This is a genomic window from Betaproteobacteria bacterium (assembly GCA_009377585.1).
Classification (GTDB): Bacteria; Pseudomonadota; Gammaproteobacteria; order Burkholderiales; family WYBJ01; genus WYBJ01.
On record WHTS01000031.1, the window covers coordinates 1 to 12448 of the forward strand.

At 67.3% G+C, this 12448-nt stretch carries 11 protein-coding genes; 10 read left to right on the forward strand and 1 reads right to left on the reverse strand.

The window, feature by feature from the left end; genetic code table 11:
- Positions 1–251 precede the first annotated feature (251 nt).
- The 8 genes from GEV05_12185 to GEV05_12220 all read left to right on the forward strand — a co-directional run bounded on the left by GEV05_12185 (position 252) and on the right by GEV05_12220 (position 7377).
- Entirely contained in the window at positions 252–1421 is a 1170-nt protein-coding gene (locus tag GEV05_12185) for a cardiolipin synthase B (protein ID MPZ44141.1), read from the forward strand.
- 114 nt (positions 1422–1535) lie between these two features.
- Positions 1536–1754, forward strand: coding sequence for a glycine zipper 2TM domain-containing protein (locus GEV05_12190; GenBank protein ID MPZ44142.1), 219 nt, complete (start codon positions 1536–1538; stop codon positions 1752–1754).
- A gap of 78 nt (positions 1755–1832) precedes the next feature.
- Complete coding sequence (locus GEV05_12195) at positions 1833–2018, forward strand: hypothetical protein (GenBank protein MPZ44143.1); 186 nt, start codon at positions 1833–1835, stop codon at positions 2016–2018.
- Between the two features lie 284 nt (positions 2019–2302).
- Positions 2303–2779: a 2Fe-2S iron-sulfur cluster binding domain-containing protein gene (locus GEV05_12200; protein MPZ44144.1), complete on the forward strand. Its 477-nt coding sequence runs from the start codon at positions 2303–2305 to the stop codon at positions 2777–2779.
- Entirely contained in the window at positions 2776–4902 is a 2127-nt protein-coding gene (locus GEV05_12205) for a molybdopterin-dependent oxidoreductase (protein MPZ44145.1), read from the forward strand. The genes GEV05_12200 and GEV05_12205 overlap by 4 nt, the downstream gene beginning before the upstream one ends.
- A gap of 192 nt (positions 4903–5094) precedes the next feature.
- Positions 5095–6111 carry a 2-dehydropantoate 2-reductase gene (locus GEV05_12210; protein ID MPZ44146.1) on the forward strand — a complete coding sequence of 339 codons (1017 nt, stop codon included), beginning with the start codon at positions 5095–5097 and terminating at the stop codon, positions 6109–6111.
- Positions 6112–6127: 16 nt separating this feature from the next.
- Positions 6128–6922, forward strand: a complete 795-nt coding sequence (locus GEV05_12215; GenBank protein MPZ44147.1) for an enoyl-CoA hydratase — start codon at positions 6128–6130, stop codon at positions 6920–6922.
- Positions 6923–7002: 80 nt separating this feature from the next.
- Positions 7003–7377 carry a hypothetical protein gene (locus tag GEV05_12220; protein ID MPZ44148.1) on the forward strand — a complete coding sequence of 125 codons (375 nt, stop codon included), beginning with the start codon at positions 7003–7005 and terminating at the stop codon, positions 7375–7377.
- Between the two features lie 172 nt (positions 7378–7549).
- Here GEV05_12220 and GEV05_12225 read toward each other — a convergent pair whose 3' ends face one another.
- Positions 7550–8719 carry an iron-containing alcohol dehydrogenase gene (locus tag GEV05_12225; protein MPZ44149.1) on the reverse strand — a complete coding sequence of 390 codons (1170 nt, stop codon included), beginning with the start codon at positions 8717–8719 and terminating at the stop codon, positions 7550–7552.
- A 27-nt stretch (positions 8720–8746) separates the two neighbouring features.
- On the opposite strand from GEV05_12225, the gene GEV05_12230 reads away from it, so the two are divergent.
- Together GEV05_12230 and GEV05_12235 are read left to right on the forward strand one after the other, a co-directional pair.
- On the forward strand, positions 8747–11149 hold the full coding sequence (locus GEV05_12230) for a DNA polymerase II (protein MPZ44150.1): 2403 nt from the start codon (positions 8747–8749) through the stop codon (positions 11147–11149).
- Positions 11046–12365, forward strand: coding sequence for a tripartite tricarboxylate transporter substrate binding protein (locus GEV05_12235; protein ID MPZ44151.1), 1320 nt, complete (start codon positions 11046–11048; stop codon positions 12363–12365). The genes GEV05_12230 and GEV05_12235 overlap by 104 nt, the downstream gene beginning before the upstream one ends.
- Positions 12366–12448: the final 83 nt, after the last annotated feature.

The following is a 12448-nucleotide window of genomic DNA, read 5'->3' on the forward strand; positions in this document are numbered from 1 at the left end:
TAAGCCCTGACCAGGCGCAGGCGGCCTTGTCGCTCGAGCACGCACGCCAGGAGCAGGCGCGGCATCTGCGATGACAGCCGGGCACAGGCCGTGCTCTGTCCCGTCGTCACAAACCACCGCCAAGGAAACGTCATGGGCAAGTACCTGATCGCCTGGATTCTCGGTGTCCCGGCATTCGTGCTGGTCATCATCTACCTGCTCTTCAATTAGACACCAGCCACCGCCGCGGAGCGGTAACGCTCTCATCCGGCATGCCGTCGGATATGCCGCGGACATCGCGAAGTGCCCAGGGAAGAAAAATGTGGTCCGCTGCAACCTGGCTCGGCCGCGCGGCGACGATCGCGACGCTTACCGCTCTGGCAGGCTGTGCGACCACCTTACCCGTCGTGTCCTCCACCACCGGCAAAGCGCAATCCGGGCGTAAACCCGCAGTCGTCACCGTTGCCCCGGCCACGTCGGACGGAAAGCGGGTGTTGGGCGCCGCAGAGTCCACCGTGGTGGTCGAGCGTATCGAGAAAGACACGACCAGCGAGCTGCTCGCGCGCCATCTGGCGTACGTCGAGGAACATGTCGAGCGTCCGTTGCTGGTCGGCAACCGTTCTCGTTTGCTGGTCGACGGTCCGCAGACGCACAAAGCGATGTTCAAGGCAATTGCTGCGGCTCGGGAATCGATCGATCTGGAGACTTACATTCTCGAAGCCGGGGAGCTCGGCGACCGGCTCGCGGAGCTTCTCACCGAGCGACGCAGCCACGGCGTCAGCGTGCGGGTCCTGTACGACGGGATCGGGTCGCTGAAAACGCCCAAGGAATACTTCGAGCGTCTCGAAGCGGCCGACATTGCGGTGTGTGTGTTCAACCCCATCAAGCCCACCGAGGACAAGCCGCGGCTATCGATTCACAACCGCGACCACCGCAAGATCCTGGTGGTGGACCAGCGTGTCGCCTTCACCGGCGGCATCAACATCAGCAGCGTCTACTCCTCGGGCTCGTTCGGAAAATCGCGCACTCCTTCGGAAGAAATCGGCTGGCGCGACACGCACATCGAGCTCGAAGGGCCCGTGGTGACGGAATTCTCCCGCCTGTTCGATTCAGCGTGGCAAGCGCAAAACTGCGAGGGCGCGCCGGCCATGCGCGCACGCCCGGCGCCGAAACCCGCCGGCAACGAAACCATGCGCGTCATCGCGCAAGACCCGCAAACCAAGCGCAACGAGGTCTATGTCGAGGTCCTTTCGGCAATCGGCCATGCCGAGCAGCGCGCCTGGCTCACCTTCGGTTACTTCGTGCCCGATCCGCAAACCGTCGCCGCGCTCAAGGGCGCAGCCGCGCGCGGCGTGGATGTGCGTCTCATGGTTCCGAGCAAGAGCGATGTCTGGCTCGGACGAGATCACGCTGCAAACCTGGCGCGCGCGTGGCCTCGGTAGTCGCTTCAAGGAAGCCTTCGCCCGCATCTGGGCTTATTACCTGTGAGCGGGCGCGCGCGTTGCGATATTCGTGTGGCGACATTTACATTTCGCTCAAACGACAGGAGAAAGACTATGAATATCAAAGCTTGGATTACAGTGGCTGCATTGACTCTGGGCTCCGTGGGGTGCGCGACCTACGATGGCATGTCGAGTGCGGAGAAGGGCGCTCTGGTCGGCGCCGGAGTAGGGGCAGTTGGCGGTGCGGCCGTCTCCGGTGGCGGCGTGCTGGGCACTGCGGCGGGCGCAGCCGCGGGCGGCCTGATCGGCAACGAGGTCGGTAAGCGCCGCTAAGCCGAATCCCACAGGCATGCAAGCGCACATAGCAATGCGCAGCTCGCGCCGTATGCCGCGATACTCACGAGGGTCGTCATGTCGAACATGGCCATCTATCTGATCGGCGTCGTCATCCTGATCGGCGGGCTGGCGTGGGGTGCGAGCGTCGCCGGGCTGTCACCCACCTGGATCGCGGTCGGCGCGCTGGTGCTCCTGGGCGCCGGTATCGTCGGCGCGGTGGGACGCACGCGCCGGCCCGAGCACTCGCCGAACGACGAGTAGTCTCAATCCAGGCCGTCGTTGCGACGGCCACTGCCTGCGATGCGCATGGCGTTACGCCATGCGCATTTTCGCATCCTGTTCCGCTCGCCGCGCCCCCACTCGCGGCAACCCCGCAACGCCGCGCCCCCACTCGCGGCAACCCCGCATGGAGAGCCGCCGTCTTGGCTCGCTCGTGCGCTATCAGGGCAGTGGTTCCGCGGCCCACGGTCTCCTCGAAAGATTCATGGCGGCCGTCGCCTTCCCCGGCTCGGGCCATTACAATGCTCCACCATGGAGGAACCGTCATGCCCGAAAGCTATGAGCTCAGCGTCAACGGCAAGTCCTGCAGCGTGCAAGCCGAGGGCGATACGCCGCTGCTATACATCCTGCGCAACGATTTGAAGCTCAAGGGCGCCCGCTACGGCTGCGGGGTCGGCCAATGCGGCGCCTGCGCCGTGATCATGGACGGCAAGGACATCTTCTCCTGCGATACGCCGCTGTGGGCCGTCGCCGGCAAATCGATCACCACGGTCGAGGGCTTGGGCACGCGCGACAAGCCGCACGCATTGCAGCAAGCGTTCATCGACGAGCAGGCCGCGCAATGCGGCTACTGCATCACCGGAATCATCATGGCCGCCAAGGCGCTGCTCGACCGTACGGCGCATCCCACCGATGCCGAGATCGATGCCGCTCTGGAACGTCACTTGTGCCGCTGCGGCACCCACAATCGCATCCGGCGTGCCATCCACCGCGCCGCGCAGGCGCTGGGAGAGGACCAATGAGCGCCGCTGCCGAAAAACCGGTCCTGCCCGGCAGCCTCAATACCAACCGCAGCCTCGGTCGCTGGATCCGTTTCGATCCCGATGCGACCGTCGGCGTGCGCGTGGGCAAGGTCGAGATCGGCCAGGGGATTCTCACGGCGCTGGGGCAGATTGCGGCCGACGAGCTCGATCTGCGCCTGGACCAGGTTCGCATCCTCACGGCGAACACCGAGTCGAATCCCAACGAGGGTATGACGAGCGGCAGCCGTTCGGTGGAGGAATCGGGCGAGGCGGTGCGTTATGCCTGCGCCGAGGTGCGTGCGCTCTTTCTGGAAGCGGCGGCGCGCCGGCTCGGCGTTTCGATCGAGAAGCTGCAGGTCGCCGAGGGAATCTTCCATGCCGACGGGAGGCAGGCCACTTACTGGGACCTGGCCGCCGGGATCGATCTCGGCCTCGAAGCGAGCGGCCAGGTGAGCCCGAAGCAGGCGGCCGACCTCACGCTCGTGGGTCGCGCGGCGCCGCGAATCGACCTGCCGGCGAAAGTCTTCGGCGAGCCATCGTACGTGCAAGATCTCGACCTGCCCGGCATGGCGCACGGGCGCGTGGTGCGACCGGCTAACTATTCGGCGACGCTGCGCTCGATGGACGAAGCGGCGGTGCGCGCGCTGCCCGGCGTGATCGCGGTCGTGCGCGACGGCAACTTCCTCGGCGTCGTGGCCGAGCGCGAAGAACAGGCGATTCGCGCGCAAGCGGCGCTTGAAAAGAGCTGCATTTGGGATGCGCCGCAGAAGCTTCCCGGCGAAGCGCAGATCTACGACTACCTGCTCGGCCGTCCGGTCGAAACCGAAGTCGTCAGCGACAAGAACGACGCAGCCGCCAAGAGCCGTGCCAAGGTGACGGTCGAAGCCATTTACCGCAAGCCGTACATCGCACACGCTTCGATCGGCCCGTCGTGCGCCGTCGCGCGCTACGACGGCAATCGCTACGAGATCTGGAGCCATAGCCAGGGCATCTTCCCGTTGCGCGGCGACATGGTGAAGTGCCTGCGCGTGCCCGCCGAGCGCATCGTCGTGCACCACGCCGACGGCTCGGGATGCTACGGCCATAACGGCGCCGACGATGTCGCGCTCGATGCTGCCCTGCTTGCCCGCGCGGCGAGCCCGCGCCCGGTGAAGGTGCAATGGATGCGCGAGGAGGAGTTCAACTGGGAGCCGTTCGGCCCGGCGATGGTGATGAAGCTCGCGGCCTCGCTCGACCAAGCCGGCAACGTGGTCGACTGGAATCACGACGTCTGGAGCAATCCGCATAGCAATCGCTCCGGCCGCGGCGCCGGGTCCACGCTGATCGCCGCGCCGCATCTGGCCGATCCCGTCCCCGTGTCGCCCCCGGTCGACATGCCGCTGCCCGCCGGCGCAAGCCATCGCAATGCCATACCACTGTACGACTTCCCGAGCCAGCGCGTGGCGCGCCATCTCATCACCGATACGCCGCTTCGCATCTCGGCCTTGCGCGCACTGGGCGGGTTCGCCAACGTGTTCGCCATCGAATCGATGATGGACGAGCTTGCGGCCGGTTGCGGCGCCGACCCGGTGGCGTTTCGCCTGCGGCATCTGAAGGACCCGCGCGGCCGGGCGGTGATCGAGCGCGCAGCGCAAATGGCCGCCTGGAAAGCGGGCGAAAAGGGCGACGGCGTGCGCGGGCGCGGGATCGGGTTCTGCAAGTACAAGAACCTCGGTTCCTATTGCGCGGTTGTCGTGGAAGTCGAGCTGGAACAGGGCCTGCGAGTCGTGCGCGCGTGGGCCGCGGTCGACGTCGGACGCGTGGTCAATCCCGACGGCGTCATCAACCAGATCGAGGGCGGGATCGTGCAGGCCACGAGCTGGACGCTCAAGGAGGCGGTGCGCTTCGACACCAGCTTCGTCACCTCGCGCCAGTGGGAAGACTATCCCATCCTCACCTTCGGCGAAGCGCCGCAGGTGAAGGTGGAATTGATCGACCGCCCCGAACAGCCGTCCAAGGGCGCGGGCGAAGGCGCGCAGGGACCGACCGGCGGCGCGATCGCCAACGCTCTGTTCAACGCGACCGGCGTGCGGGTGCGGGAGCTGCCGCTGACGCGCGAGCGGATCGTTGGCGCGATGAGCTAGTGTGGTGAATCGTAAATTCGTTGTAATTCGTCATTCCCGCGCAAGCGGGAATCCAGAACGAGACTCCGCCTGGACCCCCGCGTTCGCGGGGGTGACGAACTTCTGACTCAGGACACTAGCGGGACGTATACCCGCACCGGACGCTGAACCAGCCCGGCATCCGGGCGATACTCACCTACTCGGAGATTCTCGATGCGTGTACTCATCTACGGCGCCGGCGCGATCGGCAGTTATCTCGGCGGCATCCTGTCGGCGGCCGGCAACGACGTGACGCTGCTCACGCGCGGAGCGCAGCACGAGGCTTTGTCGACGCGCGGACTGGTTCTCAAGGGCAAGCGCAGCGGCCGGCCGGATCCGATCCGGGTCCATGCGGTTCGTCCGGGCGAGGAGAAGCCGCCCTACGACATCGTGTTCGTCACGCTCAAGGCGCACCAGATCGCGCCCAACGCCGAGCACATCGCCTCGATGCGCAGCAAGGACGGCTGCTTCGTATTTCTGCAGAACGGACTGCCGTGGTGGTATTTCGATGGCATCGATTCGCCCTACGCGGGCACCCGGCTGAAAACGCTCGATGTCGACGGCACGCTCGCGCGAGTTTTCCCCGCCGAAACGATCGTCGGCGGCGTGGTGTTTCTGCCGACGACGACGGGAGGACCGGGCGTGCTCACGGTGGCCGATCTGCCGTCGGACCGCATGGTGATCGGAGAAGTGGATAACAGCCGCAGCCGGCGGCTGGAAGACATCGTCGCGATGGTGGGCGCCGCGGGCTGGAAGAGCGAGATCAGCACCGACATACGCGGCGCGAAGTGGGGCAAGATGGCCGGCAATTCGGTGTGGAACCCTCTTTGCGCGCTGACGCAGGCGAGCAACAACGAAATCGCGATCTATCCGCCGGCGCGCGAGCTGGCCGTGGCAATGATGAAGGAAGTGATCGCGGTGGCCCAGTCGGTCGGGGCGAAGCTGAACGTCGACGTCGACAAGACAGTGGCCGAGGTCGCGAGCCGACCCGCGATGCTGTCCTCGACGCTCGGGGACGTGCGCGCCGGGCGCCAGCTCGAGCTGGCGGCGCTGGATCTCGCAATCATCGAGATGGGCGAGCTGACCGGCGTGCCGACACCGAACCTGAGGGCGATTACCGCCTGCGCCGGCGTGCTCGACGAGCGCATCGTCAAGGACGGCGTCGCGATCCGGCCGGTCGCGGTGCGCTGATTCGGAGCAGCGGCGGGTGAGCGCGACACCGGAGCCGGTGATTCTCGGCCGCATCGAGGCGCGCAAGGAAGGCGGGCGCGTCGCCTACGTGACGATCAACAATCCGGCCAAGCGCAACGCATTGGCGGCCGAGGACCGGGCGAAGCTCGCAGCCACCATGCGCGAGCTGGCGCAGGACCCGGAGCTTCGCGTCGCAGTCATCACCGGTGCGGGCGACAAGTCCTTCATCGGCGGCGCCAACATCGGGCAGATGTCGACGTTTCCCAATCCCGACGCCGCTGCCGAAGGCAGCCGCATGACGCATCTCGCCTGCGACAGCATGCGCCGCATGCCGGTGCCGGTGATTGCGCGCATCAACGGATATTGCCTCGGCACCGGGATGGAGATCGCCGCGTCCTGCGACCTGCGCGTCGGCTCCGACAATGCGCTGTTCGGCATGCCGGAGGTGCGGCACGGCATTCCGTCCGGCATGGAAGCGTGCCTGCTGCCGCGCCTGATCGGCTGGGGCAAAACGATGGAGCTGGTTTTCACCGGCAAGATGATCGATGCAGCCGAAGCGCACCGCTGCGGCTTTCTCGAGCGCCTGGTGGCACCGGACGCGCTCGACGAAGCGGTCGAATACTGGGTCGAAGCCATCATCACGGCCGGCCCGCGCGCGATCCGGCTGCAGAAAGCGCTGCACGCCGACTGGGAGCGCATGGCAATCGCCGATGCGGTTCAGCGCGGCATCGAGGCGATCGGGAAGGCGCACATGACCGACGAGCCGCGGCGGCTCATGCAAGCGTTCCTGGAACGCCGGCAGAAGCGCTGAACGCGCAACAAGCCACGACCCGCGCATCCGGGACGGTATCTGATCTGGCCCCACAACCATTTACACGCACGGAGGCGTTCATGTCCGAATCGGCCAAGCAAGCATTCGAGCAAGCATCGTTGGGGGCACAGAACACGGCCTACGAGAAGATCGCCCGGCTGGATCCCGAATACTTCGAGAAGTTGAAGGGCTTGTACGTGGATGCCACCTTCGGCCGGGAGGGCGCGCTGCCCAGGAAGATACGGGAGCTGATCATGGTCGGAATCACCTGCGCGCTGAACAGGCCGCGCGGGGTGCGCCTGCACAGCGAACGGGCGCTCGCGCTCGGCGCCACGCCGCGCGAGGTGCTGGAAGCGATGGAAACAGCCGCCATTCCCGGTGGCATGCCCGGGCTGTGGCTGGGCGTGGAAACGCTGGACGAGATCCTGCAGCGCAAGGGTATCGCGCTCGAGTGAGCGGCAATCAGCCTGAGCGGATGACAGCCGCAGGTGTCCAGCTTGGACGCCCACGCGCTCGCCGACCTTCGCCCAACCTTCCGATCCCGATGCCGGGCTTCTCAGCCCCATGACGTTTGCAATCATTCACGGTGGCGCCGTGAACGCCGGCTGAGCTTCCCGAGAACGAGAACTACGCCGCCGCTTCGAGAAGCTCCAGCACCTGCTCGGCGGAGGTGATCCGGCGCGGATTGGTGTGCAGCCAGCTGTCATGCAGCGCGTTGGCCGCGATGACGGGAAACTGCTCGGCCCCGACGCCGACCTCGGACAGCCGGCCGGGCAAGCCGAGCTCGGCCACCAGCGCGGCGATCACGTCGCCCGCCTCCTCGCCCGGATGTCCCATCGCCGCGGCCACCAGGCGCTGGCGCTCGGCGTTCACCGCCCGGTTGTAGCGCAACACGTGCGGCAGCATGACGCACGAGGTGTAGCCGTGAGCAACGCCGCAGGTTCCTCCGAGCACGTGCCCGATCGCATGGCTTGCGCCCATCTGCGCCCCGCCCTGCCGGCCCGCCATCGAGAGCCAGATGCCGAGCTGGCAATCGAGCCGCGCTTCCAGGTCGGCCGGATCGCGCTTCACCCGCCGCAGCGCCTGGCTCAGCAGCTTCAACGCCTGAACATAGCTCGGATCGCCCACGGGACTGGAGAACGGCGAGCACAGCCCCTCGGTCGCATGATCGAGCGCGCGGATTCCGCTCGACAGCCACACCCACAGCGGCGTGTGCACGGTAGGCGCGGGATCGAAAATGGTCACGCGCGGCACGATCAGCGGATGGCGGAAACTATGCTTCTCCTTGACCCGGGTGTCGGTGCAGCCGGCCTGCGCGTTGAACTCGCCCGCCGAGAGTGTCGTCGGAATGGCGACCTGCCGCACCGTGGGACCGTCGAAGCTCGGGATGCTGCGCGTGCCGTCGGCTTTCACCACTGTACGGAAGCGATCGAAGTCGTCCGGCGCGCGGATGTCGTGGCGCAGGCAGAGCTGCACCATCTTGCCGGCGTCGGTGCACGACCCGCCGCCGAAGGTCACGATCAGATCCGCAGCCACCGAGCGCGCCGCCGCGGCCGCCTCGAGCACGGCGTCTCGCGGCGTGTGCGCAGGCATGCGGTCGTACTGCCCCGCATGGCGGCTGCCGAGCGCAGCCCGCACCTTGACGACCTCGTCCGTGGTGCGGTTCATGGTCCCGCTCACGATGAGAAAGACACGCTGCGCGCCGAGCCGCTCGGCTTCCTCGCGCAAGGCCTGCGCCGCCGGTTGGCCGTAGACGATCCGCTCGATCGCGGGAAATACCAATACGCCTGAACGCATGCCGCTCTCCCCTGCCTTGGCGCTGGAATGATAACCGGGCGCGGCCCATTCGGTGCCGGCTGCGTGCGAATGAGGCACACTACGTCGATGAGCATCCGCCGCGGTGTCATTCTGCAGGCAACCTACCGCGTCGCGGCCGGCCGCGCGGGCGCCCGCTCCCCGATCGTGCATCTCTACGGCCGGTTCGAGGACGGCAGCACCTTCGTCGTGCGGGACGATCGCCGGCGCCCGTGCTTTTATATCCGCGCTGCCGACGCCGAGCGCGCGCGCTCGCTCGGTGTGCCCGCGCCCCGGCCGAGCGAGCGGCGCAGCTTCGACGGGGCCGCCGTCAGGCAGATCGAAGTCGCGGTGCCGTCCGACGTGCCGCCGCTGCGCGAGCGCCTGCATCAGGCCGGCATCGACACGTTCGAGGCCGACGTGCGCTTCGCGCAGCGCTACCTGATCGAGCGCGGCATCAAAGGCGGCTGCGAGATCGAGGGCGAAGCCGTGCCAGGAAAAGGAATAGCGTGGTTGTTCGCGAATCCGACGCTCAAGCCCGCGACTGTCGCGCTCGCGCCGCGCGTCCTGTCGTTCGACATCGAGACCGATCCGAAGGCCGAGCGGCTGCTCGCGATCTCGCTTTACGCGCCCGGCATCGACGAGGTGCTGATCGTCGACGGCGCGGGACGGGCGATGCCGGAACGCGCGATTCGCTGCACCGACGAGGCCGCGGCGCTCGATGCGTTCTGCGCGCGTATCCGCGGGCTCGATCCCGACGTGCTGACCGGCTGGAACACGATCGACTTCGATCTCACTGTGCTGGTGCGGATCGCGGCACGGCTCGAGCACCCGCTCGAGCTCGGGCGGGAGCCCGGCGCAATACGACTGCGCAGGGCCGAAGGCTATTTCGGCAGCGGCCAGGCAGCGATCCCGGGACGGCTCGTGCTGGACGGCATCGATCTGCTGCGCGGCGCGTTCGTGCGCATGCAGGACTACTCGCTCGACGCCGTCGCACGCGAGGTGCTCGGCGAGGGCAAGGCGGTCGCGGGCGACGCGCGCGAGCGGATGGCCGAGATCGAGCACAACTACGCGCATGATCTCGCGGCGTTCGCGCTCTACGCGCGCACCGATGCGCGGCTCGCCTACCAGATCGTCGACAAGCTCAGGCTCGTGCCGCTCGCGTTCGCGCGCAGCGCGCTCACCGGCATGACGCCGGACCGCGTCGCCGCGAGCATCGCATCGTTCGACTTTCTCTATCTCTGCGAGCTCGAGCGGCTCGGGATCGTCGCGCCGACCGTGCGCTCGGACGACGCGCGCGTGCACGCCGCGCAGCATGGCGGTCACGTGCTCGCGCCCGTCACAGGGCTGCATTCGAGCGTCTGGGTGTTCGACTTCAAGAGCCTGTATCCGAGCATCATCCGCACGTTCAACATCGATCCCCTCGCCTACGTCGCCGAGCCCGTGCCCGACGACGATCTGATCCGCACGCCCGAGGGTGCGTTCCAGCGCGAGCCCGCGATCCTGCCGCGGCTGCTCGACGAGTTCTTCCCGCGGCGCGAGGCAGCGAAAGCGAGCGGCGATGACGTCGCCTCGCAAGCGATCAAGATCCTGATGAACTCGTTCTACGGCGTGCTCGGCACGCCGGCCTGCCGGTTTTTCAATCCGGCGCTGGCGAATTCGATCACCGGCATGGGCCGCGAGCTGCTGCTGTGGTCGAAGCGCTGGTTCGAGGCGGCCGGTTTCGAGGTGCTCTACGGCGATACCGACAGCCTGTTCGTCGCTTCCGGCCGCGCCGATCCCGAGGCCGCACGCGCCGAGGCCCGGCGGCTCGTGGCCGAGCTCAACGGCGAGCTCACGCGCTACGTCGCCAGCCGCTGGCGGGTGCAAAGCCGGCTCGAGCTCGAATTCGAGAAGCTGTATCTGAAACTGTTCTTGCCGCGCGCGCGGCACAGCGCACGCGGCGCGAGCAAGCGCTACGCGGGGCTCGTCCACGGCCGCGGCCACGACGAGGTCGAGTTCGTCGGCATGGAAGTCGTGCGCCGCGACTGGACCGCGCTCGCGAAGCAGGTGCAGCGCGAGCTCTACGCACGGCTCTTCGGGGACCGTCCGGTCGATGGCTATCTCGCCGAGATCGTGCGCCGCGTCAGGAGCGGCGAGCTCGACCAGGCGCTCGTCTATCACAAGAACCTGCGCAAGGCCACCGGCGACTATACGGCCGGCACGCCGCCGCACGTCGCCGCGGCGCGCAAGTCGACGCAACCGCAGGCACGACTGGTCAGCTACGTGATGACCACTGCCGGCGCCGAGCCGCTCGATAACCGCAGGCACCCGCTCGACCGCGAGCACTATGTCGCCAAACAGGTCAAGCCGGTCGCCGAGCCCATCCTCGAGACGCTCGGCCTCGATTTCGAGCGCGTCATCGGCGACGAGCGGCAGGCGTCGCTGTTCTGACGCAGCGACGATCGAGCGCAACATTTTCACTCGCGGAGCGAGCTCACAGGACCGGAGCGAGACGCAACCACTCGGCTCACGCGGATTGGTCTGCGCAGAGTCGTCAGGCGCTCGTTTCACGACCAGGCAGTCGGCGCCAGCTCGCCGCAGGGCCCAGCGAATGCTTGCCGAGCGGAAGAGGGCACGCTATCGTCACGCGATGGAGCCCTTCCGGCATTTCATCTCCAGCGTGCGTGCGTACGGCATCCCGGCCGCGCTGGCGGCACTCGCCGTTTGCATTGCGCCTCCGGCGTTCGCCGCGAGCTCCGTGCACGTCGTATACCCCGTCAAACCGATCCGAATCGTGGTCGCGGCATCGCCCGGCACGGCAGACGACTTCTTTGCGCGCGTGCTGGGCAAGGAGCTCGCGGAGTTCTACAAGCAGCGGGTCGTGATCGACAACCGGCCCGGGGCAGGCGGGCTGATCGGCAACAAGATCGTGTCGCTCGCCGCGCCCGATGGCTACACGCTCGGCATGGTGAGCGTGACGCGGCTCATTACCGAGCTGATACGCGACGAGCCGCCCTATCGGGCGCTGGCGGACATCGTCGGGGTCGCGCACGTGGCCTCGATCACCAATGTGCTCGTCGTCGCGCCTGCGTTGCCCGTGCGCAGTGCGGTCGAGTTCGTCGCTTATGCCCGGGTGCGTCCCGGTGAGCTCAACTACGCCTCTCTCGGCATGGGCTCGGCATCCCATCTCGCAGGCGAGATATTCACCCGTGCGCTGCGGGTCCATGCCGTGCACGTGCCATTCAGCCGGCTTCCCGACTCGTACGTCGAAATGATGCTGGGTCGCGTGCAGTACGCGGTGCATACCTTGCCCGCGGTGCTCGCGTTGGTCCGCGAAGGCCGGCTGCGCGCGCTCGCCGTGATGTCTCGGAGCCGCAGCCCCACTCTGCCGTGGCTGCCTTCGATTGCGGAAAGCGGTCTCCCTGAGGCGCAGTTCGATCGCTGGTCGGGCGTGGTGGCCCCCACGGGCACCTCGCGGCGCATTGTCGAGCAACTGCACGGGGACATCGTGCGCGCCTTGCGCAAGCCAAGCCTGCACGATCTTTTCCTGAGCCAGGGCGCCGAGTCGACACCGGAGAGCATGCCCGAAGGTTTCATGCGCCTGATGCAGGAGGAATACCTGCACTACGAGGCGCTCATGCGCGGCTGGGGCATCCGCAATGAGTAGGTCGCCAGGCCCGGACCGGCTTCGAGCGGTCGCGATCGGACCGCAATGAGCACCACGTCATCCGGCCGGGACGCCTAGCCGGC

Coding starts and splice junctions, on each gene's coding strand:
- GEV05_12190 (MPZ44142.1), top strand. CDS start 1,536: ATGAATATCAAAGCTTGGATTACAGTGGCTGCATTGACTCTGGGCTCC.
- GEV05_12205 (MPZ44145.1), top strand. CDS start 2,776: ATGAGCGCCGCTGCCGAAAAACCGGTCCTGCCCGGCAGCCTCAATACC.
- GEV05_12195 (MPZ44143.1), top strand. CDS start 1,833: ATGTCGAACATGGCCATCTATCTGATCGGCGTCGTCATCCTGATCGGC.
- GEV05_12225 (MPZ44149.1), bottom strand. CDS start 8,719: ATGCGTTCAGGCGTATTGGTATTTCCCGCGATCGAGCGGATCGTCTAC.
- GEV05_12200 (MPZ44144.1), top strand. CDS start 2,303: ATGCCCGAAAGCTATGAGCTCAGCGTCAACGGCAAGTCCTGCAGCGTG.
- GEV05_12235 (MPZ44151.1), top strand. CDS start 11,046: ATGTCGCCAAACAGGTCAAGCCGGTCGCCGAGCCCATCCTCGAGACGC.
- GEV05_12210 (MPZ44146.1), top strand. CDS start 5,095: ATGCGTGTACTCATCTACGGCGCCGGCGCGATCGGCAGTTATCTCGGC.
- GEV05_12220 (MPZ44148.1), top strand. CDS start 7,003: ATGTCCGAATCGGCCAAGCAAGCATTCGAGCAAGCATCGTTGGGGGCA.
- GEV05_12185 (MPZ44141.1), top strand. CDS start 252: ATGCCGTCGGATATGCCGCGGACATCGCGAAGTGCCCAGGGAAGAAAA.
- GEV05_12230 (MPZ44150.1), top strand. CDS start 8,747: ATGATAACCGGGCGCGGCCCATTCGGTGCCGGCTGCGTGCGAATGAGG.